26 protein-coding genes and 1 pseudogene are annotated in these 25,334 nt (G+C 71.7%); 9 read left to right on the plus strand and 18 right to left on the minus strand.

Annotated elements, in window-relative coordinates; genetic code table 11:
- Positions 1 to 20 precede the first annotated feature (20 nt).
- A complete protein-coding gene (locus ACIBVP_RS03920; RefSeq protein ID WP_396104433.1) occupies positions 21 to 773 on the plus strand; it encodes a class I SAM-dependent methyltransferase in 753 nt (250 codons plus the stop codon).
- A gap of 16 nt (positions 774 to 789) precedes the next feature.
- On the opposite strand, the gene ACIBVP_RS03925 is transcribed toward ACIBVP_RS03920, so the two are convergent.
- Complete coding sequence (locus ACIBVP_RS03925) at positions 790 to 1,836, minus strand: Gfo/Idh/MocA family protein (protein ID WP_396104434.1); 1,047 nt, start codon at positions 1,834 to 1,836, stop codon at positions 790 to 792.
- Positions 1,833 to 2,411: a TetR/AcrR family transcriptional regulator gene (locus tag ACIBVP_RS03930; RefSeq protein WP_396104435.1), complete on the minus strand. Its 579-nt coding sequence runs from the start codon at positions 2,409 to 2,411 to the stop codon at positions 1,833 to 1,835. Before ACIBVP_RS03930 ends, ACIBVP_RS03925 begins: the two co-directional genes overlap by 4 nt.
- A gap of 77 nt (positions 2,412 to 2,488) precedes the next feature.
- On the opposite strand from ACIBVP_RS03930, the gene ACIBVP_RS03935 reads away from it, so the two are divergent.
- A complete protein-coding gene (locus tag ACIBVP_RS03935) occupies positions 2,489 to 3,667 on the plus strand; it encodes an FAD-dependent monooxygenase (RefSeq protein ID WP_396104436.1) in 1,179 nt (392 codons plus the stop codon).
- A gap of 123 nt (positions 3,668 to 3,790) precedes the next feature.
- Positions 3,791 to 4,141 carry a nuclear transport factor 2 family protein gene (locus ACIBVP_RS03940; RefSeq protein WP_396104437.1) on the plus strand — a complete coding sequence of 117 codons (351 nt, stop codon included), beginning with the start codon at positions 3,791 to 3,793 and terminating at the stop codon, positions 4,139 to 4,141.
- Between the two features lie 118 nt (positions 4,142 to 4,259).
- Here ACIBVP_RS03940 and ACIBVP_RS03945 read toward each other — a convergent pair whose 3' ends face one another.
- Genes ACIBVP_RS03945 through ACIBVP_RS03955 form a run of 3 tightly spaced genes read right to left on the minus strand, consistent with a single transcriptional unit; the run spans position 4,260 to position 5,801 of the window.
- Positions 4,260 to 5,363 (minus strand): acyl-CoA dehydrogenase family protein, encoded by a 1,104-nt coding sequence (locus ACIBVP_RS03945; RefSeq protein ID WP_396104438.1) that lies wholly within the window; start codon positions 5,361 to 5,363, stop codon positions 4,260 to 4,262.
- Positions 5,356 to 5,616, minus strand: coding sequence for an acyl carrier protein (locus ACIBVP_RS03950; RefSeq protein WP_396104439.1), 261 nt, complete (start codon positions 5,614 to 5,616; stop codon positions 5,356 to 5,358). The genes ACIBVP_RS03945 and ACIBVP_RS03950 overlap by 8 nt, the downstream gene beginning before the upstream one ends.
- Complete coding sequence (locus tag ACIBVP_RS03955; RefSeq protein ID WP_396104440.1) at positions 5,613 to 5,801, minus strand: hypothetical protein; 189 nt, start codon at positions 5,799 to 5,801, stop codon at positions 5,613 to 5,615. The genes ACIBVP_RS03950 and ACIBVP_RS03955 overlap by 4 nt, the downstream gene beginning before the upstream one ends.
- A gap of 193 nt (positions 5,802 to 5,994) precedes the next feature.
- Between ACIBVP_RS03955 and ACIBVP_RS03960 the strand changes: the two genes are divergently transcribed.
- Entirely contained in the window at positions 5,995 to 7,590 is a 1,596-nt protein-coding gene (locus ACIBVP_RS03960; RefSeq protein ID WP_396104441.1) for an acyl-CoA synthetase, read from the plus strand.
- 52 nt (positions 7,591 to 7,642) lie between these two features.
- On the opposite strand, the gene ACIBVP_RS03965 is transcribed toward ACIBVP_RS03960, so the two are convergent.
- Positions 7,643 to 9,502, minus strand: a complete 1,860-nt coding sequence (locus ACIBVP_RS03965) for an acyl-CoA dehydrogenase (protein WP_396104442.1) — start codon at positions 9,500 to 9,502, stop codon at positions 7,643 to 7,645.
- Between the two features lie 172 nt (positions 9,503 to 9,674).
- Between ACIBVP_RS03965 and ACIBVP_RS03970 the strand changes: the two genes are divergently transcribed.
- On the plus strand, positions 9,675 to 10,445 hold the full coding sequence (locus ACIBVP_RS03970) for an endo alpha-1,4 polygalactosaminidase (protein ID WP_396104443.1): 771 nt from the start codon (positions 9,675 to 9,677) through the stop codon (positions 10,443 to 10,445).
- Here ACIBVP_RS03970 and ACIBVP_RS03975 read toward each other — a convergent pair.
- Positions 10,442 to 11,281 (minus strand): class I SAM-dependent methyltransferase, encoded by an 840-nt coding sequence (locus ACIBVP_RS03975; protein WP_396104444.1) that lies wholly within the window; start codon positions 11,279 to 11,281, stop codon positions 10,442 to 10,444. The genes ACIBVP_RS03970 and ACIBVP_RS03975 overlap by 4 nt on opposite strands.
- 73 nt (positions 11,282 to 11,354) lie before the next feature.
- Between ACIBVP_RS03975 and ACIBVP_RS03980 the strand changes: the two genes are divergently transcribed.
- Entirely contained in the window at positions 11,355 to 12,269 is a 915-nt protein-coding gene (locus tag ACIBVP_RS03980) for an EamA family transporter (protein ID WP_396104445.1), read from the plus strand.
- Between the two features lie 4 nt (positions 12,270 to 12,273).
- Here the strand turns inward: ACIBVP_RS03980 and ACIBVP_RS03985 are convergent, their stop codons facing one another.
- Entirely contained in the window at positions 12,274 to 13,275 is a 1,002-nt protein-coding gene (locus ACIBVP_RS03985) for a hypothetical protein (RefSeq protein WP_396104446.1), read from the minus strand.
- Positions 13,276 to 13,456: 181 nt separating this feature from the next.
- Between ACIBVP_RS03985 and ACIBVP_RS03990 the strand changes: the two genes are divergently transcribed.
- The gene (locus ACIBVP_RS03990) at positions 13,457 to 14,461 is read left to right on the plus strand and encodes a LacI family DNA-binding transcriptional regulator (RefSeq protein WP_396104447.1); all 1,005 of its coding nucleotides are present in this window, start codon (positions 13,457 to 13,459) and stop codon (positions 14,459 to 14,461) included.
- 23 nt (positions 14,462 to 14,484) lie between these two features.
- Here the strand turns inward: ACIBVP_RS03990 and ACIBVP_RS03995 are convergent, their stop codons facing one another.
- Positions 14,485 to 14,934, minus strand: coding sequence for a GNAT family N-acetyltransferase (locus ACIBVP_RS03995; RefSeq protein ID WP_396104448.1), 450 nt, complete (start codon positions 14,932 to 14,934; stop codon positions 14,485 to 14,487).
- A 130-nt stretch (positions 14,935 to 15,064) separates the two neighbouring features.
- Between ACIBVP_RS03995 and ACIBVP_RS04000 the strand changes: the two genes are divergently transcribed.
- Positions 15,065 to 16,129 (plus strand): GNAT family N-acetyltransferase, encoded by a 1,065-nt coding sequence (locus tag ACIBVP_RS04000; protein WP_396104449.1) that lies wholly within the window; start codon positions 15,065 to 15,067, stop codon positions 16,127 to 16,129.
- A pseudogene (locus ACIBVP_RS04005) lies at positions 16,129 to 17,226 on the plus strand (MFS transporter); the annotation flags it as partial. The gene ACIBVP_RS04000 and the pseudogene ACIBVP_RS04005, both read left to right, overlap by 1 nt.
- Before the next feature lie 7 nt (positions 17,227 to 17,233).
- Here ACIBVP_RS04005 and ACIBVP_RS04010 read toward each other — a convergent pair.
- From ACIBVP_RS04010 to ACIBVP_RS04050, 9 genes are read right to left on the minus strand one after another with little or no spacing between them, the layout of a single operon-like run.
- A complete protein-coding gene (locus ACIBVP_RS04010) occupies positions 17,234 to 18,160 on the minus strand; it encodes a DMT family transporter (protein WP_396104450.1) in 927 nt (308 codons plus the stop codon).
- A gap of 10 nt (positions 18,161 to 18,170) precedes the next feature.
- Complete coding sequence (locus ACIBVP_RS04015) at positions 18,171 to 19,211, minus strand: M20/M25/M40 family metallo-hydrolase (protein ID WP_396104451.1); 1,041 nt, start codon at positions 19,209 to 19,211, stop codon at positions 18,171 to 18,173.
- Positions 19,195 to 20,103: a [LysW]-aminoadipate kinase gene (locus ACIBVP_RS04020; RefSeq protein ID WP_396104452.1), complete on the minus strand. Its 909-nt coding sequence runs from the start codon at positions 20,101 to 20,103 to the stop codon at positions 19,195 to 19,197. The genes ACIBVP_RS04015 and ACIBVP_RS04020 overlap by 17 nt, the downstream gene beginning before the upstream one ends.
- Positions 20,024 to 21,046, minus strand: coding sequence for an N-acetyl-gamma-glutamyl-phosphate reductase (gene argC, locus ACIBVP_RS04025; RefSeq protein WP_396104453.1), 1,023 nt, complete (start codon positions 21,044 to 21,046; stop codon positions 20,024 to 20,026). The genes ACIBVP_RS04020 and argC overlap by 80 nt, the downstream gene beginning before the upstream one ends.
- The gene (gene lysX, locus ACIBVP_RS04030; protein ID WP_396104454.1) at positions 21,043 to 21,906 is read right to left on the minus strand and encodes a lysine biosynthesis protein LysX; all 864 of its coding nucleotides are present in this window, start codon (positions 21,904 to 21,906) and stop codon (positions 21,043 to 21,045) included. Before lysX ends, argC begins: the two co-directional genes overlap by 4 nt.
- Positions 21,903 to 22,079, minus strand: coding sequence for a lysine biosynthesis protein LysW (locus tag ACIBVP_RS04035; protein ID WP_378053748.1), 177 nt, complete (start codon positions 22,077 to 22,079; stop codon positions 21,903 to 21,905). The genes lysX and ACIBVP_RS04035 overlap by 4 nt, the downstream gene beginning before the upstream one ends.
- Positions 22,080 to 22,089: 10 nt before the next feature.
- Positions 22,090 to 23,049, minus strand: coding sequence for a transketolase family protein (locus tag ACIBVP_RS04040; RefSeq protein WP_396104455.1), 960 nt, complete (start codon positions 23,047 to 23,049; stop codon positions 22,090 to 22,092).
- The gene (locus ACIBVP_RS04045) at positions 23,046 to 23,894 is read right to left on the minus strand and encodes a transketolase (protein WP_396104456.1); all 849 of its coding nucleotides are present in this window, start codon (positions 23,892 to 23,894) and stop codon (positions 23,046 to 23,048) included. The genes ACIBVP_RS04040 and ACIBVP_RS04045 overlap by 4 nt, the downstream gene beginning before the upstream one ends.
- Positions 23,891 to 25,249 (minus strand): DegT/DnrJ/EryC1/StrS family aminotransferase, encoded by a 1,359-nt coding sequence (locus ACIBVP_RS04050; protein WP_396104457.1) that lies wholly within the window; start codon positions 25,247 to 25,249, stop codon positions 23,891 to 23,893. Before ACIBVP_RS04050 ends, ACIBVP_RS04045 begins: the two co-directional genes overlap by 4 nt.
- Positions 25,250 to 25,334: the final 85 nt, after the last annotated feature.

Consider the following 25,334-nt stretch of genomic DNA (forward strand, 5'->3'; position numbering starts at 1 on the left):
CGCTGGGGAACGGGAGTGGAATGCACTGGTACGAGGACGAGGATCTCTGGATCGACTTCCAGTCCGTCATGTTTCCGGAACTGCCGGAGCGGGCGGCGGAGGAGTCGGTCGCCGCGTCCCCGTTGCTCAAGGTCCGGCCGGGGATGCGGGTGCTGGACATGGCGTGCGGACCCGCGGTGTACGTCGTGGCGCTCGCCCGGCGGGGGGCCGAGGTGACGGGGGTCGACCTGTCGCCCGCGATGCTGGCCAGAGCGCGCGCCACCTGCGACCGCGCGGGGGTGTCGGCCTGGTTCGTGCGCGCGGACATGCGGGAGCACGTCGAGCCCGGGGCGTACGACCTGGTGCTCAGCACGCACACCTCGTTCGGCTACTTCACCGGGCCCGGCGACAACCTCACGGTGCTCCGGAACGCGTACGCGAGTCTCACGCCCGGGGGGACGTTGCTGGTGGACGTGCTCGGCAAGGAGGTCGTCGCCAGCCGCGTCGGCCGGCGCGGCGCCATCGACATCGCCGACGACCACGGCGGTGGGACGGTGTTCACCCGCGACACGATCCTCGACGACTGGACCCGGTTGCGCACGGACTGGACGCTGGTGCGCGGGGCGTCGGCCCGGCACGCGTCGATCGTCTGGTCGTTGTACAGCGCCGCCGAACTGCGGTCGCTGTTCGAGCAGGCCGGGTTCGTCGACGTCGAGTGCTTCGGCGGGTTCGACGCCTCCCCGTACGACGATCGCGCGCGACGGCTGGTGGTGCGGGGCATCCGGGCCGAGTGACCGAATGGCACCGGCGTCAGTGCCACGGCTCCGCCGCCACCCGGGCCACGCGGTCCGTGTCGGCCGACTCCTCGACCGCGAGGGCGACGCGGTGGTCCTCGATGCCGTCGGCCAGCGGGTAGGGCGGCGGGCCGTCGCCTGCCGCCCACGCCGCGGTGTCCTGAAGCAGCGTGGCGATCGCGATCTCCTCGTCGTTCCACCGCTGTCCCTGGTACGGGTTGCGGTACAGCACGTCCGCGCCGCAGGTGACGTGGTCCGTGTCGAACCCGTCCAGGTCCAGGTCGTAGCCGGTCTGCCTGCGCACGAGCGGGGTGCGGACGATCGTGCGGTCGGCGGCGAGGCGCACCACCTCGTCGTCGCGCAGTTCGCCGTGGGTGCCGCGGACCAGCAGCCTGCGGTTGAGCAGCTGGTTGTGCCACTGGTTGTCGGTGAAGTCGTAGACCCCGAAACCGCCGCCCGCGAACGTGATCGTGGCGATCGTCGTCGTCGTGTCGCGGACCTCGACGGGGTCGGCCCACCCCGCGCGGGACAGCGGGTCGGCGAGCGGCGCGACCGTCCGCACGGCCCGCACCTCGACCGGCCCCCGGCCGACGCCCAGCAATGCGCGGATCAGCGAGACCGCGTGGTACTGGTGCGTCGACGACACGTCCGCCCGCGTCGGCGCGCCGATCGTCCCCGACCGCACGAGCGCCAGCCGCGCCGCGTGCGCCGGCATCCGGGTGTACTGCTCGGCCACCTGCACCAGCCCGCTCGCACCGACCGCGGCCCACAGCGCCCGCAACCCGTCGAGGTCGGGCGCGGGCGGGGTCTCCGCGAGCACCCGCACACCCCGCTCGACGAGCGCCGCCACCAGCGACGGTGTCACCGCCCACGGCACCGCGGTGACCACGAAGTCCGGCTTGGCGGCGGCGAGGCACTCGTCGAGCGACACGTGCACCGGCACCGGCAGGTCCTTGGGCGCCCGCGACACCACACCGGCGCAGTCCAGTCCGTCGAGCGCGGCGGCCAGCCGCCAGAAGTACTCGGCCCGCCACCCGGTGCCGACGATCGCGAACCTGGTCACGACAGCCTCCTCGCCAGGGACAGCAGTGCGTCGGTGACGTTCTCCGCCCTCGGCGCGTCGTCCGGGTCGAGGAGGTGCTGGACGAGCACGCCCGACATCAGTGCCAGCTGCACCGAACCGATCGAGCGGATGTCCGTGTCGTCCAGTTCGTCCTCCGGTACGCCGACGAGTCCCGCCGCCAGGCCGCTCCGGCCCTCGCGGAGAGCCGCGCTCATCAGCTCGCGGACGCGGGGGTTGTGCTCGGCCTCGACGGCCGCCTCGACCGACGCGAGCCACAGGCGGCGGTTGGCGCCGTAGGACTCGATCACCGTGCGCCAGAAGGTCTCGTAGCGTTCCCGTGCGGTCGCCGACGGGTCCAGCGCGGCACGCACCGCGGTCTCGACCTCGCCGCCCCACTCGTCCATGGCCTGCACGAACGCCTCGATGAGCAACGCTTCCCGGGAGCCGAAGTGGTAGCCGATCGCGGCGTGGTTGACGCCGGCCGCCGACGCGATGTCGCGGACCGTCGTGCGTGCCCAGCCCTTGTCCTTCAGACACCGCAGCGCGCCTGCCAGTAGGTCTTCCCGGTTGCCCATGCCGGTGAGCTTAGCCAGCCACACGGTTTATCCACTTGGATTGACCAGTTGGATAAACCGGCGGTAGTGTCGTCGGCATGAACAGATCAGTGCTCATCTCCGGCGCGGGCATCGCCGGACCGTCGCTCGCGTACTGGCTCGGCAGGCACGGTGACCGCGTCACCGTCGTCGAACAGGCGCCCGGGCCGCGCGCCAGTGGTTCCGCCGTCGACTTCCGCGGCGACCAGCTCGCCCTGCTGACCCGCATGGGCGTTCTCGAGAAGATCCGGGAAGCCCAGACCGGCATGGGGGACCAGGTGATCGTCAACGCGGCGGGTCGCAGGCGGTCGGCGTACCCGGCGGCGGTGTTCAGCGGCGAGGTCGAGATCGACCGCGCCGACCTGGCGCGCATCCTGCATGACCACAGCGCCCCGCACGCCGAGTACGTGTTCGGCGACCGCGTCACCGCGATGACCCAGCACGCCGACGGGGTCGACGTCACCTTCGCGCGCGGCGCCGCACGCCGGTACGACATCGTCGTCGGTGCCGACGGGCTGCACTCGGCCGTGCGCGGGCTGACCTTCGGCGCCGGGCACACCCATTACCTCGGCTACCACGCGGCCTCGTTCGAGGTGGCGAACACGTTCGGGCTCGACCACTCCGGCGTGATCCACAACGCGCCGAACCGGTACGTCGGCGTGGCCAGCGCGCGCGACGCCGGCCGCGCGATCGTGTCGCTCATGTTCGCCACGCCGGAGCCGGCCTACCGGCGAGATGACCTGGACGGGCAGAAGTCGTTGCTGGCGCGGCACTTCGCCGACGTCGGCTGGCGGACCCCCGAACTGCTGGCGGCGCTGCGGGACGTGACCGAACTGTACTTCGCCCCGTTGAGCCAGGTCCGGCTCGACCGGTGGTCGTCAGGGCGGGTCGTCCTCCTCGGCGACGCGGCGTGGTGCGCGGGCCCCGGCGGCAACGGCACCGGGCACGCGATGCTCGGCGCGTACACCCTGGCGGGCGAGCTGGCGCGGGCCGGGCACGAGACGGCGTTCGCGCGCTACGAGGAGGTCATGCGGCCGCCGGTCACCAAGTCGCAGAAGTTCGCGGCGGGCGCGGGCAAGCACCTCGCGCCGCCGACCGAGAAGGCGATCCGCCGACGCGACAGGACGTTCCGGGTGCTGTCCTCCCGGCCGATGACGGGCCTGCTCACCTGGTTGTCCACCCGCACCGCCGACACCGGTGAGCTGACCGACTACCCGTTGCCCGCCGTCACGGGGTGAGCAGATCCTTCTCGATCAGTTCGGCGAGGAACGTCGGCCACCGCGAATGCTCCGCCATTTGGCCCCTTCCGGGTTTCCGGTCCCCGAGAATAGCCTGAAGCGCCTGACCACCGGGAGGAAATCGTGGGTGAGAACGCCGTTCGCCGTTACTACGAACTCGTCGACCAGGGTGACGTCGACGGGCTCGTGGCGTTGTTCGACCCCGAGGCCGTGTACCACCGGCCCGGGTATCCGCCCTTGTGCGGCAAGGAGGAGTTACTCCGGTTCTACTCGTCGCAACGCGTGATCAAGGAGGGGAAGCACACCGTCGGGACCCTTGTCGCGAATGGTGCCGAGGTCGCCGTGCACGGTGAATTCCACGGCACGCTGCACAGCGGCGAAACCGTGGAAGCGCGTTTCGCCGACTTCTTCCGGTGCCATCCCGACGGGACCTTCGCGCGCCGGGACACGTTTTTCTTCGTGCCGCTGATCTGAAACCCTGACCTCCTCCCGTCACCGTTGCGCGGGTCGCCCAGCGGGGGATCGGCGGCGAGCAGGTCAGCGACCAACGTCCACTCGTCCGGCAGTACACAGTGGACTCCGCCGATGCCGGTCATGACCACTCCGTCAGCGCGTACCGGGACAACGCGAGCTGGCAGATCTCCGAGCTGCCCTCGATGATCTCCATGAGCTTCGCGTCGCGGTAGGCCCGCGCGACCGGGTGGCCGTCGCGGGCCCCGGCCGAACCCATGACCTGCACGGCGGCCGCGGCGCCCCGGGCGGCGCTGGTGGCCGCGTGGTGTTTGGCGAGCAGCACCGCCGCCACGGTCTCAGGGGTGGCCGCGTCCCAGCAACGACTGGCGTGGGCGCACGTGTGGGTCGCGGTCCGCTCCGCGACGTGCAGGTCCGCGAGGTGGCGGGCGACCAGCTGGTGCTCGGCGAGCGGCGCCCCGAACTGGGTGCGGGTGGTCGCGTGCGCGGCCGTCGCCTTGAGGCAGGCACGCAGGATGCCGACGCACCCCCACGCCACGGACAGGCGGCCGTACCCGAGCGCGGCGCTCGCGAGCAGCGTCACCGGCAGCCCGGCGCCGCCGAGCAACCCGTCCGCGGGGACACGGACGTGGTCGAGGTGGACGTCGGCGTGCCCGGCCGCACGGCAGGCCATCGGGTCGGGTACCCGCTCGGTCCGGACACCCGGGGTGTCGGCGGGGACGACCACGATCGCGGCCCCGTCGCCGAACCGCCCGAACACCACGAGCAACTCGGCGTGGGCCGCGCCGGTGACCCACACCTTCTCGCCGGTGACCACCACGGAGTCGCCGTCGCGGGCGATCTCGGTGGTCATCGCGGCGAGATCGCTGCCCGCGCCCGGCTCGCTGAACGCGACCGTGGCGAGCGCGCCGAACGTGAGCCGCGGCAGGTACGCGGACTGCTGGTCGGCGCTGCCGAACCGGGACAGTGTCCACGCGGCCATGCCGTGCGAGGTCATCAGGCTGCGCAGCGACCCGCACAGCGCACCGACCGTGGCCGTCAGCTCCCCGTTGTCCACACTGGACAGCCCGAGCCCGCCGTGTTCGGTCGGCACCTCCGCGCACAGTACGCCCTTGCCGGCCAGCGCGGCGATCACCTCGCCCGGGATGCGGCCCGCGAGGTCCCACGCGCCGGCGCGGTCGCCGACCAGCTCGGTGACCAGCGTGGTCGCGTCGTGTTTATTCACGGCCACGGATCCGTGACACCAGGTCGGTCACGGCGCCGACGGTGCGGAAGTGCTCGAGCTTCAGTTCGTCCGGCCCGATCGCGATGCCGAACGCGCTCTCCAGGTGCATCACCAGCTCCAGCGCGAACAGCGACGAGAACGACCCGGACGCGAACAGGTCCTGCTCGGGATCCCACTCGGTCTTCGCGCGCTTGCCCAGGAACTCCAGCAGATTCCCGCGGATCGCTTCCGCGGTGATCGTCGACGCGCTCACTGCACCCCTCCGTGCTCGTAGAAGCCCTGTCCGGTCCCGCGGCCGTGCTCGCCGAGCAGCGTGGCGAACGCGGGCTCGTGGGCGGCCAGATGCGCCAGGCCGGGTGCGTCGGGTGTTCGTTCGCGCCACGTCGCCACGAGAGCCGCGACGCCGGAGCTTTCTTTCGTACGACAGGGAGTAGCCACCGCCCGTAGTCCCCCTAGCGCGTATGGTGACGACCTGGACAGGGAGTCACCGTCCAACCACACAAGGCTCCACAGTAGAGCGGGAGTCGGCGTACAACACAGCTCCAATCGGCCTTATCGGAACGTCGGTCCGACTGGCCCATATGGTCGAATGTTCACCGGCTACCTGCCGGTTACGTGGGACACTCGCGAGATGGAGCAGATGTTCACCGCGGGCACCGCCGCCGCGATCGGTCGTGCACGTCAGCACTCGGTGGGGGACCTCCTGCACCGCACCGCACGGCGGACACCGGGCAAGCTCGCCGTCGTCTCCGGCGATCTGCGCGCGACCTACGCCGAGTTCGACACGGCTGTGAACCGGGCGGCCAACGCACTCGCCGCCCGGGGGCTGGCCAAGGGGGACCGGCTGGCGCTGCTGTCGCACAACTGCTGGCAGTACGGGGTGCTGGCGTACGCCACGGCCCGGCTCGGCGTGGTGCTGGTGCCGGTGAACTTCATGCTGACCGGGCCCGAGGTCGGCTACATCCTCGAGCATTCGGGCGCGTCGGGCATCGTCGCGGAGGACGGGCTGGTGCCGGTGGCCGAGGCGGCGATCGGCGACCGCCCCGTCGGCCTCCGCGCCGTGATCCCGCTGACCGGCGCGGCGTCGGACTGGGAGAACGTGGACGACTGGTGGCGGACCGGCCCCGCGGACGCCCCGGACGTGCCGATCGCCGACGACGACCCCCTGCGGCTGATGTACACGTCGGGCACCGAGTCCCGCCCCAAGGGCGTCATGCTGTCCAGCCGATCCCTGATCAGCCAGTACGTGAGCTGCGCGATCGACGGGGAGATGTCGGCGGACGACGTGGAGGCGCACGCGCTGCCGATGTACCACTGCGCGCAGCTCGACTGCTTCTTCTCGGTGGACGTCTACCTGGGCGCCACCAGCGTCATCCTGCCCGGCCCCGACCCGGCCACCCTGCTGGCGACGATCGAACGGGAGAGCGTGACGAAGCTGTTCTGCCCGCCGACGGTCTGGATCTCGCTGCTGCGCCACCCGGCGTTCGACACGACGGACCTGTCGAGCCTGCGGAAGGGGTACTACGGCGCGTCGCCGATGCCGGTGGAGGTGCTGAAGGAGCTGCGGGAACGGCTGCCGGACGTGCGGCTGTGGAACTTCTACGGCCAGACGGAGATGGCCCCGCTGGCGACGATCCTCCGACCGCACGAGCAACTGCCGCGGGCGGGCAGTGCGGGCCGGGCGTCGGTGAACGTGGAGACGATGCTGGTCGACGACGCGGGCCGGCCGGTCCCGCCGGGGGAGGTCGGCGAGATCGTGCACCGCAGCCCGCACGCCGCCCTCGGCTACTACAACGACGAGGAGAAGACCGCGGAGGCCTTCCGCGACGGCTGGTTCCACTCGGGCGACCTGGGCGTGATGACCGAGGACGGCTACCTGTCGGTGGTGGACCGCAAGAAGGACATGATCAAGACCGGCGGCGAGAACGTGGCGAGCCGCGAGGTGGAGGAGGCGATCTACGAACTCGACGGGGTCGCGGAGGTGGCCGTGTTCGGGATCAGCCACCCGCACTGGATCGAGGCGGTGACGGCGGTGGTCGTGCCCAAGCCCGGGGTGGCGCTGACCGTGGAGGGGGTGCGGGCGCACGCGAAGGGGCGGCTCGCGGGGTACAAGCAACCGAAGTACGTGGTGATCGCCGAGGCGCTGCCGAAGAACCCGAGCGGCAAGATCCTCAAGCGGGAGCTGCGGAGCGCACACGCGGACCTGGCGGAGCAGGCCGCGCACTGAAGGGGTCCTTCAGCACGCCGGGCCGGCCACCCCGGCGACGACCGGGGGTCCGCTACCCGAGGGACGTCGCCACGTACTGCTCCGGAATGGCGAACGCGTCCACCAACGTCCGCGCGTGCGGCCGCAGTTCCCTGCACAACGCGTTGACCTCGGCCAGCACCCGCTTGGCCACCGGCGGCGTCAGCCGTCCGTGCTCCAGGAACCACCCACGCTCAGCCTCGATCGTCGACAGCACGTACAGATCGCACACCCGGTTCAACAACGTCGCCGCCGACGGCGAAGCACACCGCTCGATCCCCGCGACGAACGCCTCCAGCACCACCTGGTCGATGTGCGCACGACCGGCCAGCAACACATGGTCCTGCGCGTCGTTGAACACCTCGAAGGGATCAGCGTCCGACGAGGCCGCCGCCCGCAGTCGCCGCGCCAACCCGGCCAGCACGTGCTGCGCCCGGTCCGCGAACAGCTCCCGGTGCCAGGCCCGGTCGAACAGCTCGGGGCTCCCGAGCTTGCGCGCGGGCAGTCGCTCCAGCACGGCTCCCATCAGCTGCTCGGCCACCAACCGGGCGGTGGCCAGCGGGCTGAGGTCGGCGAAGTTGTCCCGGTAATCGGTCAGCAACCCCTTCGCGACCAGTTGCAGCAGCACCGTGTTGTCGCCCTCGAACGTGGTGAACACGTCCGTGTCGGCCTTCAGCCCCGGCAGCAGGTTCTCCGCCAGGTAGCCCGCGCCGCCGCATGCCTCGCGGACCGCCTGGATCGTGCTGGTCGCGTGCCAGGTCGCCACCGCCTTGACACCTGCCGCGCGAGACTCCAGTACCCGCTGTGCGCGCTCGTCCTGCGAAGGGGCCGAGTGGACGTCGTGCAGCATCGCGACCAGTTCCTCCTGCGCGAAGTGCAGAGCGTACGTGGTCGCGAGCGCGGGCAGCAGCTTGCGCTGGTGCGCCAGGTAGTCGAGCAGCACGATCTCCTCGTCGCTGCCCGGCCGCGCGAACTGACGGCGGGTCTCGGCGCGCCGCACCCCGATCGTCAGCGCGCGCTGTGTGGCACTGCCCGCGCTGCCCGCCACGCTGACCCGGCCACGCACCAGCGCGCCGAGCATGGTGAAGAAGCGGCGGCCGTCGGAGGTGATCGGGCTCGTGTAGGTGCCGTCCTCGGCCACGTCCGCGTACCGGTTCAGCAGCGCCTCCCGGGGCACGCGCACACCGCTGAACCACAACCGCCCGTTGTCGACGCCGTTCAGCCCTGCCTTCGGGCCGCAGTCCTCGATCCGCACCCCCGGCATGGGCCTGCCGGTCTCGTCGCGGACCGGGACCATGAACGCGTGCACGCCGTACGACCGGTCCCCGATCACGAGCTGCGCGAACACCACGGCCATCCGTCCGTCGCGGGCCGCGTTGCCGATGTAGTCCTTGCGTGCGTCGTCGTCGGGGGTGTCGATCGTGAAGCCGCCGTCGGTGAACGTGGCGGTGGTGCGCAGGTGCTGGACGTCCGAACCGTGACCGGACTCGGTCATCGCGAAGCAGCCGGGCAGGTCCAGCGTCATGATGTCGCGCAGGTACCGCTCGTGGTGGCGTCGCGTGCCGAGCATCTGCACGGCGCCGCCGAACAGTCCCCATTGGACACCGGCCTTGACCATCAGCGACAGGTCGCCGTAGCCGAGCAGCTCGAACGACACGACGGAACCGCCGATGTCGCCCTCGCCGCCGTACTCGCGGTCGAACCCGAGCTTCGGGTGCCCGGTCGCGACCAGCTCACGCAGCTGCTCGAACACCTGCGCGCGGTGTGTCTCGGGGTCGAGGTCGTAGGAGTCGGCGAGCTTCGTCGCCGTCATCCGCTCCCGCAGCTGCCCGCGCAGCCGTGCCCAGCGTCCATCGAGGACGGTCGTGAGCGCGTCCACCACCTGTTCTGCCATGGCTCATCAGTACCCCAGCGGGCCGGTCGCCACACGTCCGCGCGCGGCAACGCCTCACCGCGGCGATCTCGTCCGGGTGCGACAGCGCCGTTCGGCGTCGAGGAACAACAGGTCGACCGACCCGACGGGGGAGCGCGGACAGCGCCGCGCCACGCGCCGCTAGGTTGTCCACGTGGCCCGTGCACTGCTCGTCCTCGTGCTGCTCGCGTCCTGCACGGCGGCCGGGGACCCGATTCCCCTGCCGCCGCCGCACGCCTTGTGGGACTACCAGATCGGCGGGCCCTACACCCCGCCCGACGGTGTCGCGGTGGTCGCCCGCGACCACGGCGCCGACCCGGCCGACGGCCTCTACAACATCTGCTACGTCAACGCGTTCCAGGCCCAGCCCGGTGCGGAGGACGAGTGGGGCGACCTGCTGCTCCGCGACGCGGCCGGGGAGATCGTGTACGACGCGGACTGGGGTGAGGCGATCCTCGACACCAGCGCGGGCGACAAGCGCGACCGCATCGCGGACAAGGTGAACGCGTGGGTCGACGGGTGCGCGGACAAGGGCTTCCAGGCGGTCGAACCGGACAACTACGACTCGTTCACCCGCGTCCCGGACGGCCTGCTGAGCGCCGAGGACAACCAGGCGCTGATCCGGCTGCTGTCCGCCCACGCGCACGCACGCGGCCTGGCGATCGCGCAGAAGAACACCGCCGAGCTGGCGGGCGCCCGCGACGCGAACGGGCTCGACTTCGCGGTCGTGGAGGAATGCGGCCACCACGACAGCGAATGCGGTACCTACACCGAGGCGTTCGGCGACCACGTGGTGGTCGTCGAGTACACACAGGAGGGCCTGGACCGGGCCTGTGCCGGGTGGGCGGACGAGCTGAGCATCGTGCTGCGCGACGTCGACGTGTCCACACCGGACGACGACGGGTACGTGTACGGGACCTGCTAAGTGGTGGCGGTCAGCAGGAACGCGGGGGAGGACCAGTAGTCGTACAGCGGCTGCATCGTGACCTCCCGGTACCCGCACGCGGTGAGCTGCGCCGCCCACGCCGTCGCGGGCTGCTCCCACGTGTTGCGGGTCGCGCCCGGGGTGAGCTGGCCCGCGAGCACCGGCATCAGGAAGCCCTGCGCAACCACGTCGCGGTCGGCCTCGTACTCGGCGAGGCCCTGTTCGTAGGTGTCCGCGAGGAATGTCAGGTGCTCGGGGCTCCCGGGCGGGTCGTCCGGCACGTCGAACTCCACCAGCGCCAGCCGGGACACGTGCCCGCGCAACGCGGTCAGCACCGCCGAGCGCTCCTCGTGCGGCAGCGTGTGCAGCGCGAACGTCGACTCGGCGAGGTCGAACCGGCCGGTCAGCGCCGACACGAACGTCGCGGCGTCGGTGTTGTGCGCGGTGGCGCCGGGCAGCTGGGCGACGGCTTCGTCGAGCAGCGCCCGCGACGGTTCGACCAGCGTCACCGCCACGTCGCGGCCCTCGACCGCGGGTACGACCGCCTTGCCGTCGCCGCACCCGATGTCGACCAGCGTCGTGACCTCGTGCCGGTCGTACAGCTCGGCGAGCGCCGAGGAGACCGCCCGGTACAGCCCCACGTTGCCGCCGCCGCGGATGAACGCCGTGAACGCGGCGGGCTGGTCGTACACGCGCCCGTCGTCGCCGGCGGTGAGGTACGTGCGCAGCGCGGCGTTGAGCAGCGGCCGCGTCACCTCGTTCTCGAGTGCCGCCCGCGCCCCGGTCACGTCCCCGTCCGTCAGCGCGCGCAGCGCCGCCACCTCGTTCCCCACCATGCGGAGACCCTAGCCGGTCCCACGATCTGGAAAACCGGCGACGGCTGTCGGTGGTCTCGCGGAGGATGCGGCCATGACCACGATGCGTGTGGACCGGGTGGAGCCCGGTCCGATCCCGAGGGACGGCCTGGTCGCGCTCGCCGGGCGGGCACTGGGCGCGGTGCCGCCGCCCGCGCAGGTGCTGGCCGGGATCCTCAGCGTGCAGGTCGGCGCCGCGCTCGCCAAGCAGCTGTTCGGCGTCGTCGGCTCCGCGGGGACGGTCGCGCTGCGGTTGTTCTTCGCCGCGCTGGTGCTGCTCGTGGTGTGGCGGCCGACCATGCGGATCGGGCGGCCCGCGTGGACCGTGGTCGCCGGTTACGGGCTCGTGCTCGGCGCCATGAACCTGTGTTTCTACCTGGCGCTCGCGAAGATCCCGCTGGGCATCGCGGTCACCATCGAGTTCCTCGGTCCGCTCGCGGTGGCGATCGGCGGGTCGCGGCGCTGGCTGGACGGGCTGTGGGCGCTGCTCGCCGCCGGTGGGGTCGTGCTGCTGACCGAGGGCCGCGGCGACCTGCACATCGCGGGCATCCTGTTCGCCCTCGGCGCGGCCGTCTGCTGGGCGAGCTACATCCTGCTCGGCGCGGCGCTCGGCAGGCACTCGAGCGACGGCGGCGGGCTCGCGCTGGGCATGGCGCTGGCCGCCCTGGTCGTCGCCCCGGTCGGCATCGTCGACAGCGGCGCCGCGCTGCTCGAACCGTGGGTGCTCGCGGTCGGGCTCGGCGTCGCGCTGCTGTCGTCGGTCATCCCGTACTCGCTGGAGCTGGAGGCGCTGCGCCGGATCCCGCCGCGCGTGTTCGGCGTGCTGATGAGCCTCGAACCCGCGGTCGCCGCGGTCGTCGGGCTGGTCGTGCTGGGGGAGGTGCTGGCCCCGGTCCAGTGGGTGGCGGTGCTCCTCGTCGTCGCCGCGTCCGTCGGCGCGACCAGGACGGTGCGGAACACCGCCACCTGACCGGTCAGACCGCGCGGGCCACGGCGATCGCCCCGGACAGGCGCTCACCGGCCTCGTAGAACATGTACTCGACGCCGCCTTCGGTGCCGAACGACGGGGCCGCGCAGCGCCCGTTGTCCGGGGCACCGGAGAGCGGTGTGTGGAACACGCCGAGGTGGTCGCGGCGCGTGAAGCCGTTGCCCACCTCGGTGATCAGCAGGGTGCCTCCCGCCTCCTTGTTGCAGTGGTAGATCACGTACGCGCTGCCACCCCGTTTGACGAGGTGCGGCCCGCTGATGTTCTGCACACCGACGTCCTGCGGGCGGATCAGCGGGGTCTGCGAGAACGTCCAGTCGCGCCCGTCGCGGGACCAGCCCCAGCCGATGGAGCGCCGGTTGGTCGTGTCGTTGATCATGAAGAGCATGACGTAGCGGCCGCCGACGGCGGGCAGGTCGTGGCGGAACACGCGGGCGTAGGACGCCTCGGTGGCGCCCGGGTACAGCATGGACGTCGACAGGACCACCTTGTCGTAGGTGAAGTCGATGCCGTTCTTCGACCTGGCGAGGCGGGTCGTGGTGTTCTCGCCGTGGAAGTACAGCCACATCTCGTTCACGTCGTCGTTCCACATGACGTGCGGGGACGAGATGTGCGAGACGGTGTAGTGCGGCGCCCAGTTCCGCGTCACGATCGGGTTGCCCCGGTACTCGGTGAAGCGTTCGTACAGGTGGTCGCCGTAGGCGAGGCAGATGCCCCCGGGCGCGTCGTGGGGCGCGTAGTACAGGTAGTAGCGCCCGAGCGCGTTCGGCACCCGGCCCGCGGTGCCGCGGATACACGGGAAGATCAGCTCACCGGTCGGGTTGTAGGCGAGCGCGTTCTTGTCGAACGCCACCCCGAGGAACCGGTAGTCGGGAAACCCGCCGGGCGCGGCGGCCGCGGCGGCAGGGAGGGCGCCACCGAGCCCAGTACCGACACCGAGGCCGATACCGAGGCCGGCGGCCGCGCCGAGGACCGTTCGTCTGGTGACCATCGCAGGGCCCCTCACTTCGTCGACGTTGACCTGTTGCCCCGACCGTCCGTGGTGGCGGGGGCCGAGGTCAAGACGCCAATACGTATTAGTCCTGGAACGGACGGAAATCGGACAAAGGGTTGACGGCCGGTCGTCGTGCCCTGACGCTCGAACTGATACGGATTGGCGAGGGGAGGGTGGGATGCCGCCGGGCCGCCCGCCGAGGCAGGTCGACATCGCTCGCATCGCCGGGGTGTCGCAGGCGACCGTGTCCGTGGTGCTCGGCGGCAACCGGGCAGGCGTCCGGATGGCGGAGTCGACGCGGCGGCGGGTGCTGGCGGTGGCGGAGGACCTCGGCTACGTGCCCCACCCCGTGGCGACGCGACTCGCGTCGGCTCGGACCAACATGATCGGCCTGTACACGTTCCGGGCGACGTTCCCCACCGACGTGGCCGACTCGTACTACCCGATCCTCGTGGGCGTGGAGGACGCGGCGGCGGCGCTGGGCCAGGACCTGGTGCTGTTCACGGGGGCGGCCGGCCAGAGCCCGGAGGCGATCCGCCGCGTACGGGTGGCGGACGGCTGCCTGTTCTTCGGTCGTCACGTACCCGACGAGCCGATCGCCCGCCTGGTCGACTCGGGCTTCCCGATCGTCTACATCGGACGCCGCCCGGAACTGGGCGGCCGCATCCCCTACGTGGGCGCGGACTACGTGACCGCGTCGGCCGATCTCGTGACCCGGCTGCGCGGGCTGGGCCATCGGCGCGTCCGGTACGTCAGGGAGACCGACGACGCGCCGTCGTCCGCCGACCGGGAACAGGGGGTACGTCGGGCCGCCCCGGACACCGCGGTCACCCGGCTCGACGGCCCGCTGTCCGTCGACGCGGTGCGCTCGTGGCTGGCGGACGGTGTGACGGCGATCGTGGTTGAGGAGACCGACACGGGCGTGGCCTACACGGCGGTGCGTGCGGCGCTGTCGGCGGCGCGGCTGTCCACACCTGAGGACGTGTCACTGGCGGTGCTCGGCCGCCCGCCCGGCGTGGCCCCGGACGTGACCGGTTTCGAGGTCCCGTACCGGGAGATGGGTGGCGCCGCGGTCCGGCTGCTGGTCGACCTGATCACTGAGCAACCGACGACGTCCCAGCGCCTGCTGCACTGCCCACCGGTACCCGGCGGCTCGGTCGGCCCCGCCGCCGGCGTGCGCTGACGGCATCCCCGCGATCTGGCTGGTCAGGGCGCGTTGCCCGTTCCGTGCAGTCCGAAGATGTCCATGCTGCGGCCCTTGCGCTCCATGTACGTGCCGTCCGGCTCGGCGAACCCGAACGGGCGGTACAGCTCGTGCGCGTCCAGGGTGTGCAGCATCCACCGGAAGTACGGGCCGGGCCCCTCCTCGATCATGGCGTGCACGAGCGCCTTGCCGACGCCGTGCCCACGCGCCTCCTCGACCACGAACACGTCGGCGAGGTAGGCCTGCGCCTCCCCGTCGGACACCGCACGCGCGTACCCGAGCATGGCGCCGTCGGACGTGCGGTACGCGGCCACGACGCGCCACGCGCCCGCCAGCTGCCGCTCGATCTTCTCGCGGTCCCGGAAACGCCCCCAGTAGGCCTTCGTGGACAGGAACTCCCACAACACGTCCCGGTCCACGCGGCTCCGGTCGTCATCGATCTCGAACTCCACGTGCCGCAATCTAGCGCGCGATGTCGGCGGTCGTGGCACAACCGTGGTGCGAGGGCGGCGTGGGTGCCGGGTTACCGCGCGTCGATACGTTCGGGACGGTTGTCGGCTCGAATGCGAGCGGGGGTGCGGTGTGACGGTCACCGGCACGGGACGGATCGCTCCGGCGTACGGCTGGACGGTGTCCGATCGGGTTCCCGACGAGGTGGCGGCGAGCTGCCTCTACGACTCCGCGGGGTGGCTGCGGGGGTGGGAGCGGATCGGCATCGAGCAGCGCACGCGGCACGCGTACGTGTCCGCGGGGCAGGACGTGCTGCCGCTGTACGAGACCACGTTCTCCCCGTTCTGGCACGGCTACGAGCTGCAGTGCGAGCTGTCCGGCCGGTTCGGCGACCCGATCGTGTTCGCGGGCTCGCCGTACTCGATGTACGGCAAGCGCGGCCCGGTCGCCGAGCCGCTCGTCGAGGGCGCGTACGCGACCGCGATGGACTGGATCCGCGGCGGTGCGGCCGACGTGCTGGTGGTGCCGAACCTGACGAGCGAGGGCGTCGACAGCTGGCTCGCGGTCGCGGGGCCGCCGGTCGGCACCGTCCACCTGGAACGGACGTACGCGATCGACGTCGCCGGCACGTTCACCGACCACCTGTACCGGGTCGACAACAAGATCCGCCGCGACGTCGAGCGGCGGCTGCGCCGCGGCGCCGAACGCGGCCTGACCGTCCGGATGGTCGAGGGCGACGAGGCGCACGCACTGGTGCCTGCCGCGTTCCCGCTCACGGTGGACACGAGCGACAAGAACGAATGGCCCGCGCTGTTCGACGAGGCGGCACTGCACGGCATGCTCGACGTGCCGGGCGCGCTGCTCGCGGCGGCCGAGGTCGACGGCAGGCTCGTCGGCGTGTTCTTCGGGTTCCGCCGCGGCGACGAGGTCACGTTCATGTGCGGTGGCGTCGACTACCCCAGCCTCCGCGAGTACAGCACGTACATCGCGCTGATGTACCGGTCGACGCAGTGGGCGTACGACAACGGCATGCGGCGCATCGAGTGGGGCCGCGACAACTACCGCTTCAAGGAGCGGCACGGGCTCGCCGCGACCGAGCTGTGGGCGCTGGTGTACGCGCCGAACCCGCGGCCGGAGCTGGCGCTGGCGGTGCGCGGCATGCACGCCGTGCTGCACGCCTACATCGAGGGCAGCTGATGACCTCCGGCCGCAGCCGTGCGTTGCTGCTGCTCGTCGCGGTCGTCAGCGTCAACGCCTCCTACACGGTGTTGATCCCGTTCGTGCCGGACCTGGAGGAGCGGGTCGGCGCGGGCCCGGTGACGATCGCGCTGGTGTTCGCGTTGTTCGCCGCGGCGAAGGCGTTGTTCCAGCCGGTCGGTGGTTGGTGGGTCGACCGGTGGCGGCCGCGCGCGGTGGCGTGCGTGGCGCTGAACGTGGCGGCGGTCGGCATCGTGCTGACGGCGTTCGCGACCGACGCGGTGACGTTGCTGGCCGGCCGGTTCGTGTGGGGCATCGGTGAGGGCCTGGTGACCCCGGCCCTGTACGCGGGCATGTCGGCGCTGTGCAAGCGGTACGACATCGCGGCGGGCCGGATGATGGGCAACTTCGGGTCGGCGGCGGTGGCGGGTTTCCTGCTGGGGCCGCTGATCGCCGGGGTGGCGGCGCCGTTCGGGCTGGAGACGTTGTTCGTCGTGGGCGCGGTGGCGACGTCGCTGACCGCGTTCGGGTTGCTGCACGCGATCCCGGACGCGCCGGTGGAGAACGAAGCACTGTCCGAGTCCGCGGGCGGCCGCAACCGCTGGTGGGCCTGGGTGCTGGTGCTCGGCGTGCTGGACCTGTTCACGCACCTCGTGTACACGGCGCTGGAACCGTTGCTGCCGCTGTACCTCTCCGGCGCGGCGGAGGGGTCGGCGCGCGGCGCGATCTCGGTCGTGTTCGTGGTCGGCCTCGCGACGTCGGCGGTCAGCATGTGGGCGCTGGGCCGGTACACGGAGCGGTTCGGTCTGGTGCCGATGATCGGCGCGGGCTTGGCGATCCTCGGTGTCGGGCTGGCGGCGATGGCGATCAGCGCGTCGGTGGTGCCGGTGGCGGCGGCGTTCCTGGTCGTGATGGTCGGGTACGCGATCCTGTTCCTGACCGCGCGGCGCGGCATCGTGGAGCTGAAGTCCGCGGCGGACAGCCAGGGCACGGCGTTCGGGTTGTTCGGGCTGGTGTCCGACGTGGGGAACGTGGTGGGCCCGGTCGCGGGCGTGGTGCTGTACGAGCTGACCGGCCGGACGTCGTTCGTCCTGCTGGGCGCGTTCAGCGGGTTGCTGGTGGTCGTTCTGGCGTCGCAGGCGTCTCGGTGGCATCGGCACTTCCCGCGATCCGCAGCTGCGACAGCAGAAGTCCGGCCAGCACGATCAGACCACCCAGCACCGTCAGCAGCGTCAGAGGCTCCCCGAGCAGCGTGACGCCACCCGCGACGCTCACGACGGGGTAGAGGTTCAGCAGCAGCCCGGCCTGCGGTCCGGGCACGCGGGACAGGCCGTAGTTCCAGAGCAGCATCCCGATCAGGTTCGGCCCGAGCCCGTAGAGGAACAGGATCAGCCATCCGGTCGCGTCGAGCGAGGTGGCGAGGATCCCGGGTGCGCAGATGGCGAGCAGCGGCACGGTCCCGATCCACATGGTCACCGCGGACACCCGCAGCGCGCCGTACCGCCGCACGAGCGGCCCCACGGCCACCGAGTAGGCACCCCACATGAAGGCGCCGAGCAACACCAGTGCCGCCCCGCCGAACATGGACGTGGCGACCGTGAGGCCGTTGCCGACGCTCAGGGTCACCACCCCGGCGAACGCGACCGCCAGGCCCCAGGCGAGCGGCCTGGTCAGCCGTTGCTTCAGCACCACCACCGACAGCAGGGCGATCCACAGCGGTTCCGTCGACAGGAGGATCCCGGCGAACCCGGCGTGCACGTCGCGGATCCCGAGCGTCATCGGCACGTTGTAGCCCACCACCCCGACGACCCCGCAGGCGGCGAGCATGCCGAGCGACCGCCGGTTCCACCGGACCTCGCCCAGCTTCAACCACGGCAGCACCGGCAGGTAGCACAGCGAGCAGAGGGCGAACCGGATGCCGAGCACGCCGAGCGGGTCGGCGTTCAGCACGAGGTAGCGGGTCGCGACCGGCGCGAGCCCCCACAGGACGACCGACACCAGGATGGCCAGGTACGCGACACGGGACGGCACCAGGCCGAGACTACTGCCGCAGCTCGACCGCCAGGTGGTTCAGCGCGTCCCGCAGCACGTCGGTCGCGGCGGCGTACTCGGTGAACGAGATGTGCTCGTCGTCGGTGTGGTCGAGCGCGGAGTCGCCGGGCCCGTAGACGGCCATCGGCACGCCCCACACCGGTTCGACGATGTTCAGGTCCGCCGTGCCGGTCTTGAGCTTCAGCGTCGGCCGGGCGCCGCGAGCCCGAATCCCCGCGCACAACGCGCGAACGGCCGCGCCACGGTGGTCGACCCGGACTCCCGGCGTGCGGTCGTCGATCTTGAGCACGCCGTCGCGGGTGACGCCGCCCAGGAACTCCTCGAACGCGGGCAGGTCGAACCCGGGCGGCGTGCGCACCGAGATCACCAGCCGGGCCGACTCGATGTCGCCGGTCATCTCGTTGAGGGTCGCGATGGGGCGCTCGAACGCCTTCTCGCTGGTGGTGACCGAAGCGCAGTACGACACCACGTCCTGCCAGAACCCGACCGCCGCCTCGCTCGCCTTCTCCTCGGGCGACGCCGTGTGCACCGACGGGCGCGAGACGCTGTACCGCAGCATGACGCGGCCCTTGTAGCCGATGCCCACTCCGGCCCACCCGTTCGGCTCACCCACGAACGCCACGGCGGGCCGGAAACATTCGGCGAGGTGCGTCGCGCCCTTGCCGTACGTCTCCTCCTCGACGACGCCGGCCACCACGTACCGCACCCCGTCGACCGACGCCTCGGCCGCCGCGCAGATCATCGCGGCGAGCGGCCCCTTCGCGTCCACGGCACCACGTCCGTACAGCAGGTCGCCGTCGCGGCGGGGTGCCGGGCCGCCCGGCACGGTGTCCATGTGCCCGGTCAGCAGGATCATCGGCGCGTCCGTGTCGCCGCGCTGCCCGATCGCGTTGCCCGCCTCGTCAAGGTGGGTCTCGAAACCCCACTCCCGCATCTCGTCGACGAGGAACCGCGCGAGCGCGTCCTCGTTCCCGGACACCGACGGGATCCCGACCATCCGCGTGAGCAGGTCCTCAGCTCGCTTCGACATGACGCTCCTCCACGAACCTGGTCCCGGCACCCGCACACGCCGTCAGGACGGGCGAGTGCACCCGCCCGTCGGCGAGGACGACGTTCCGCACGCCACCCGCGCGGGCCTCCGCCGCGGCACGCACCTTCACCTTCATCCGCCCGTCCGCTGCCGCGAGGTGCGCGTCGAGCGATCCGGTCGGCACCCGCGTCACGAGGCTCGCCGGGTCGTGCCGGTCGGCCAGCAGACCGGGGACGTCCGACAGCACGACCAGCCAGTCCGCCGCCAGCGCGACCGCGAGCGCCGCCGCGAACCGGTCCGCGTCCACGTTCAACGTCTCGCCGCCGGTGCCCAGCGCGGGTGGCGAGACCACCGGCGTGAAACCGCCGCCCAGCAACGTCTCCAGCACCGCCGGGTCGACGGACGCGATCCGGCCGGACAGGTCGTCCCGCACCACCACCTCGACGCCGTCGACCGTGGCCCTGGCGGGCTTGTTGCGGGTCGCGGTGACCAGCCCACCGTCCACACCGGACAACCCGACGGCGCGGACGCCCAGGTTCACCAGTGCCGCCACGAGATCCGGTTTGACTCGCCCGAGGATGCCGAGCCGCAGCACGTCGAGCGCGGCCGCGTCGGTGTACCGGCTGCGTCGTCCGCCGCGCCCGGTGAGGTACCGGGGCGGACGGCCCAGTTCGGCACCGACCCGGTCGGCCGCGGCGCCACCGCCGTGCACGACCACGACCTCCGCGCCGGCCGCGGCCAGCTCGCGGATGTCGTCGCACGGGCCGGTGATGTCGGCGTCGAGCGACCCGCCGAGCTTGACGACGTACCGCTCAGACCGGGTGGAGCCCGATGAAGCCGAGCCCGCTGGTCTCGTCCCAGCCCGCCGCGATGTTGAGGCACTGGACGGCATTCCCCGCACCCCCCTTGACGAGGTTGTCGATCGCGGACACCACGACCAGGTGCTCGCCGCCCTCGTCGAGCGACAGCCCTATGTCGCAGAAGTTGGTGCCGGACAACAGCTTCGGCTCCGGCATCCGGTGCAGCGCCGACCGCTCGCGCACCAGCCGCACGAACGGCTCGTGCCGGTACGCGTCGCGGTAGACCGCCCACACGTCCCGCTCGGTGACCGGCGACGGCAACATCACGTGGCAGACGACCTGCACACCCCGGACGGCCTCGACCGCGGTCACCGACATGTACACCGGGATCCCGCACGCCTGGATGATCTCGGCCATGTGCCGGTGCCCGTGGGGCTTCGCCATCCGCAGCACGCCGCTGCGCTCGGGGTGGTGGCTGCCCTCGTCGGGCACCCGGCCCGCGCCGGAGGACCCGGTGCGGGCGTCGACCAGCACCGTGCCCGCGACCATCCCGGTCGCGGCGAGCGGGTGCAGCGCCAGGATCGCCGCGTTCGCCATGCACCCGGCGACCGCGATGTGCGTCGCGCCGCGCAGTCCGTCGCGGTTCAGCTCGGGGAGACCGGCCTGGAAGCGTGCGAGCCACTCCGGGTCGGGCACGCCGCCGGGGTAGTAGCGTTCGCGCAGGTCGGTGCTCTGGATGCGGTGGTCGGCGGACAGGTCCACGACGCGGGGTGCGAGCGCGGCCCAGCGGTCGATCTCCTTCATGGCCGCGCCGTGCGGCACGGCGAGGAACACCACGTCGGACTCGCCGACCTCGCTGTCCGGGGTGAACGTGAGGTTCGTGCGGCCACGCAGGTTCGGGTGCGCGGTCCGCAGCGGTCGCCCCGCGTACTTGTTCGAGGTGACGTACGCCAACTCGACCTCGGGGTGGCCGAGCAGCAGCCGCACCAGCTCACCGCCGATGTAGCCGCTGCCGCCGACGACGGTCGCCCTCATGCCGCTGCCTCCAGTTCGACCGGGCTGTTGCGGTCGACGTACGCCACCACCAGGTCGGCGACGTCGACGTCCGCGACCGCCGACAGGCCGTGGAACTCCATGGTGTGGTTGACCTCCGTGACCAGCAACTCGCCGTCGGCGCGCTCCAGCAGGTCCACGGCGAGGATGCCGCCGCCCACCGCCGCGGCGGCCCGCGACGCCAGGTCACGCAGTTCGTCGGTCACGGTGCACACGGCGGTGGTCGCGCCACGCGCGGTGTTGGTGATCCAGTGGTCCGAACGCCGGTACACCGCGGCGACCACCTCGTCGCCGATGACGATCACACGGATGTCCCGGTCCGGCTTGTCCACGTACTCCTGGACGTAGTACACGTTGTGGATCGGCGACTTCAACGACTGCTTGTGCTCGATCAGCGTCTCGGCCGCGTCCCGGTCGTTCACCTTGGACAGCAGACGGCCCCACGACCCGACCGCGGGCTTGAGGATCGCCGGGTAGCCGACGTCCTCGATCGCCCGCAGCGCCGCGTCCGGGGTCACCGAGACCACCGTCCTCGGGTGGGGGAGACCGGCGTCGACGAGCGCCAGCGACGTCAGGATCTTGTCGCCGCACACGTCCACCACGTGGCTGCTGTTGAACACGCGGTGCCCGGTCGCCTCGAAGATCCGTGTCGCGTAGACGCTGCGGGTGTGCGACATGATCCGGTTCAGCACACCCCGGTAACGCGGACCGCCGGGTGCGCCGAGGCGGTGGACCAGCGTGCGGTCGTCCACCTGCGCGTAGGCGAGCCCACGCCGCTCGAGGGCGGCGAAGATCAGCCGCTCCTCGAGCCGCGTGCGGGTCGTCAGGACCGCGAGGGTCATTCCCCGAAGTCTTCCTCGATGTCGGGCGCCAGCGCGTACTCGACCGGGTCGACACCGATGACCTCGAGCTCGGCCTGGCAGCCGGGGCACTCGACGATCGAGGTGACCCGGACGTCGCCGTCGGCGGGGACGGCCTCGGTGCAGTCGGGACAGGTGCTCACCGCGGTTGTCATGGTTCCTCCTTCAATCCCAGATGGACGTACACAGTGGACTGATCGTGAGCGCGGCGGACACCACGTGCGCCGCGGAGACGCCTGCCTCGGCGAGCTGTTCGGCGTGCGTGCCGGGGCGGCCGCAGAACACGTCCGCGATCCCGACCCTGCGCACCGGCACGGGCCGGTGTTCGGCGAGCACCTCCGCGACCGCACCACCCAGACCGCCGAGCACGGAGTGGTCCTCCACGACCACCACGCCTGCGGTCTGCTCGGCCGCCGCGACGAGCGCGTCGACGTCGATCGGCTTGATGGTGTGCACGTTCAGCACCCGCGCCGCGACGCCGCGCGCGGCCAGCTCGTCGGCCGCGTCGAGCGCGAACCGCACCGGCAGCGCACCGGCGGCCGCGATCGTGACGTCGTCACCGGACCGAAGCTCGATCGCCTTCCCGACGGTGACCGCGACCTCGCCGGTGTAGACGGGGTCGATCGGGTTGCGGCCCAGCCGCAGGTACACCGGGCCCGGCAGGTAGGCCGCCGCGTTGACGAGCCGGACGGTCTCGCCCGCGTCGGCGGGGGTCAGCACGGTCATGTTCGGCAGCGACCGCATCGCCGCGAGGTCGGACTGCGCGTGGTGCGTCGGGCCGTAGTGCGCGGCGGAGAACCCGGCGTGTGTGGCGGCGATCCGCACCGGCAGGTCGTGGTAGGCGATGTCGAGCTTCACCTGTTCCAGCGCACGGGCCGACGCGAACGCCGCCATCGTGTTCACGAACGGCAGGATCCCGCTCTTCGCCAGCCCCGCCGCGATCGACATCAGGTTCGCCTCGGCGATGCCCACGTCGACGTACTGGTCCGGCAGCTCGGCCTGGAACTGCTTCTCCAGGCCGCCCATGTCCGAGTCCAGGCACCAGACGCGCGAGTCGGCGCGGGCCAGGTCCACGAGCGCCGCGCGGTACGCGGCCCGGTCGGACTCGGCCAGTACGGTCGTCACGCCGCCGCTCGCAACGCCGTGACCGCGCGCTCGTACGCCTCCGGCCCGAGCTTCGCGAAGTGGCTCTGCTTGCGGTGCTGGAGGTGCCGCACCCCGCGGCCCTTCACGGTGTCGGCGACCAGCACGGCCGGGCTGCCCGCCGAGGGCGGGGTGCGCAGCGCCGGGACCAGCTGACCGAAGTCGTGTCCGTCCAGTTCGGACGTCTGCCACCCGAACGCGCGCCACTTGTCGGCCAGCGGCTCGAGACCCATCCGGTCCTCCGTGGACCCGCTGATCTGCAGCCGGTTCCGGTCGACGATCGCGGTCAGGTTGTCCAGTTCGAAGTGCGCGGCCGCCATGACGGCCTCCCACACCGAGCCCTCCTGCAGTTCGCCGTCGCCCAGGAGCACGAACACCCGCTTGTCCTTACTTGCGCGCTTGGCGGCGAGCGCGAGCCCCACGCCGAGCGCGAGCCCGTGCCCCAGCGAGCCGGTCGCGAACTCCACGCCCGGCACCGCGGGGGTCGGGTGGGCCATCAGCCGCCCGGCCGACCGCCCGTAGGTGCCGAGTTCCTCGACGGGGAAGAACCCGCACTCGGCGAGAGTGGCGTACAGGGCGGCGGAGGCGTGCCCCTTGCTGAGGATGAAGTTGTCGCGGTCCGGCCAGTCCGGTTCCTCGGGCCGCACCCGCAGCACCTCGCGGTAGAGCGCGACCAGGATGTCCACAGCGGACAGCGAACCGCCGATGTGGGTGCCCACCGCGCCGGCGCCCATCGAGAGCACGTGCTCCCGCACGGCCAGCGCGGTGCGGTGTAAGCCGACCAGGTCGCCGACGGGCGAGGGGCCGGCGAGAGCCTCGACGCTCATGCCGCTTTCGCCTCCGGGAGTCGCGGCCCGTTCGGCACGGCGTGCCACGGCGGCTCGTACGGCAGGGCTCGGGCGAACTTGCCGATGCGGTCGAGGTTGTCCCAGACCCGCTCGAACGCGCTGGCGTACTCGTCGAGCGCGGGGCCCGCGTCCGGGTTGAGGTGCATGCGGCGCAGGCACAGGGAGTCCTCGATGACCTGGCACGTGACGGGGTAGTCGGCGAGGTCGTAGCGCTGCGGGTTGGTGCCGGGCAGCGACCAGGGGAGACCGTTCGGGTAGGCGCTCTTCTCCTGGAACACGGGCTGCCCGGGCAGCGGGATGATCTGGTAGTGCGTGAGCGGCACGCCCTCGGCGAGCAGGGCCCTGCGCAGTGCGGCCCGGAATCGCCCCGGCGTGACACCGTGCAGCCCGGCGGCCTTGGGGTCGAACCGGAACCGCAGCATGTGCCACATGTGGGTGCGGTCGTCGGGCACGGTCGGCACCACGATGCCGGGCAGCTGCGCGAGCCGGTCGACGAACACGGGCGTGTTGGCGTCGCGCTTGTGCTGGTAGTCCCAGAACCGCGCGAGCTGCGACCGCGTGAACGCGGCGAGCACCGACGACAGCTTCAGGTTCGACCCGCGGGTGGCGGAGACGTACAGCCGTTCCTCGGTGGACAGGTCCTCGCCGAGGATGCGCAGGCTCCGGATCTGCTCGGCGACGTCCTCGCGGTCGGTGACGACCAGGCCGCCCTCGCCGCAGGTGGGAATGCTCTTCTCGACGTTGAGGCTGAAGACGGCGGCGTCGCCGAGGGATCCGCAGGTGCGCCCGCGGTAGGTGCCGCCCTGGGCCTGGACGGCGTCCTCGACCACCAGGAGGTCGTACTTCTTCGCGAGGGCCAGGATCTCGTCCATCTCGGCGGGCAGCCCCGCGAGGTGCACCGGCACGATCGCGCGCGTCCGGTTCGTGATCTTGGCCTCGATCTGAGACACGTCGATGTTGAAGGTCACGGGGTCGATGTCCACGAACACGGGGATCGCCAACGAGTACAGGGGTGCCATCGCGGTGGCGACGTAGCTCAGGGCCGGGACGATCACCTCGTCCCCCGGCTGCAACCCGAGCGCCGCCAGCGCCAGCTCGAGCGCGACCGTGCCGCTGTTGACCGAGACGGCGTGGCGGGTGCCGCAGAACTCGGCCCATTCCCGCTCCAGACCGTGGATCTCGGCCTCGTTCTTAGCCCCGACGGTGAACTTCCGGCTGTCGAGCACCCGCTCGACCGCCGCCCGGTCGGCGTCGGTCACCACCGGCCACTCGAGTCTGCGGTACTCTGCCCGCACCGCGGGCTTCCCGCCGAACATCGCAAGATCCGTCTTCATGACACTCCTCACCGCGCCACGAGCCCTCACGTCGTAAACACAAGGTAGAAATCGGGGCTCTCTTCGCGGTTTCCCCGCACTCGCA

Origin of the sequence: Actinophytocola sp. NPDC049390 (genome assembly GCF_044466355.1) — a bacterium.
In the GTDB taxonomy this organism is placed as follows: Bacteria; Actinomycetota; Actinomycetes; order Mycobacteriales; family Pseudonocardiaceae; genus Actinophytocola.

Bases quoted from the DNA above. Each gene is read 5' to 3' on its own strand.
- ACIBVP_RS03920 (WP_396104433.1), top strand. From the start codon at position 21: ATGCACTGGTACGAGGACGAGGATCTCTGGATCGACTTCCAGTCCGTC.
- ACIBVP_RS03930 (WP_396104435.1), bottom strand. From the start codon at position 2,411: ATGGGCAACCGGGAAGACCTACTGGCAGGCGCGCTGCGGTGTCTGAAG.
- ACIBVP_RS03935 (WP_396104436.1), top strand. From the start codon at position 2,489: ATGAACAGATCAGTGCTCATCTCCGGCGCGGGCATCGCCGGACCGTCG.
- ACIBVP_RS03960 (WP_396104441.1), top strand. From the start codon at position 5,995: ATGGAGCAGATGTTCACCGCGGGCACCGCCGCCGCGATCGGTCGTGCA.
- ACIBVP_RS03965 (WP_396104442.1), bottom strand. From the start codon at position 9,502: ATGGCAGAACAGGTGGTGGACGCGCTCACGACCGTCCTCGATGGACGC.
- ACIBVP_RS03975 (WP_396104444.1), bottom strand. From the start codon at position 11,281: ATGGTGGGGAACGAGGTGGCGGCGCTGCGCGCGCTGACGGACGGGGAC.
- ACIBVP_RS03980 (WP_396104445.1), top strand. From the start codon at position 11,355: ATGACCACGATGCGTGTGGACCGGGTGGAGCCCGGTCCGATCCCGAGG.
- ACIBVP_RS03985 (WP_396104446.1), bottom strand. From the start codon at position 13,275: ATGGTCACCAGACGAACGGTCCTCGGCGCGGCCGCCGGCCTCGGTATC.
- ACIBVP_RS03990 (WP_396104447.1), top strand. From the start codon at position 13,457: ATGCCGCCGGGCCGCCCGCCGAGGCAGGTCGACATCGCTCGCATCGCC.
- ACIBVP_RS04015 (WP_396104451.1), bottom strand. From the start codon at position 19,211: ATGTCGAAGCGAGCTGAGGACCTGCTCACGCGGATGGTCGGGATCCCG.
- ACIBVP_RS04020 (WP_396104452.1), bottom strand. From the start codon at position 20,103: ATGCCGTCCAGTGCCTCAACATCGCGGCGGGCTGGGACGAGACCAGCG.
- argC (WP_396104453.1), bottom strand. From the start codon at position 21,046: ATGAGGGCGACCGTCGTCGGCGGCAGCGGCTACATCGGCGGTGAGCTG.
- lysX (WP_396104454.1), bottom strand. From the start codon at position 21,906: ATGACCCTCGCGGTCCTGACGACCCGCACGCGGCTCGAGGAGCGGCTG.
- ACIBVP_RS04035 (WP_378053748.1), bottom strand. From the start codon at position 22,079: ATGACAACCGCGGTGAGCACCTGTCCCGACTGCACCGAGGCCGTCCCC.
- ACIBVP_RS04045 (WP_396104456.1), bottom strand. From the start codon at position 23,894: ATGAGCGTCGAGGCTCTCGCCGGCCCCTCGCCCGTCGGCGACCTGGTC.
- ACIBVP_RS04050 (WP_396104457.1), bottom strand. From the start codon at position 25,249: ATGAAGACGGATCTTGCGATGTTCGGCGGGAAGCCCGCGGTGCGGGCA.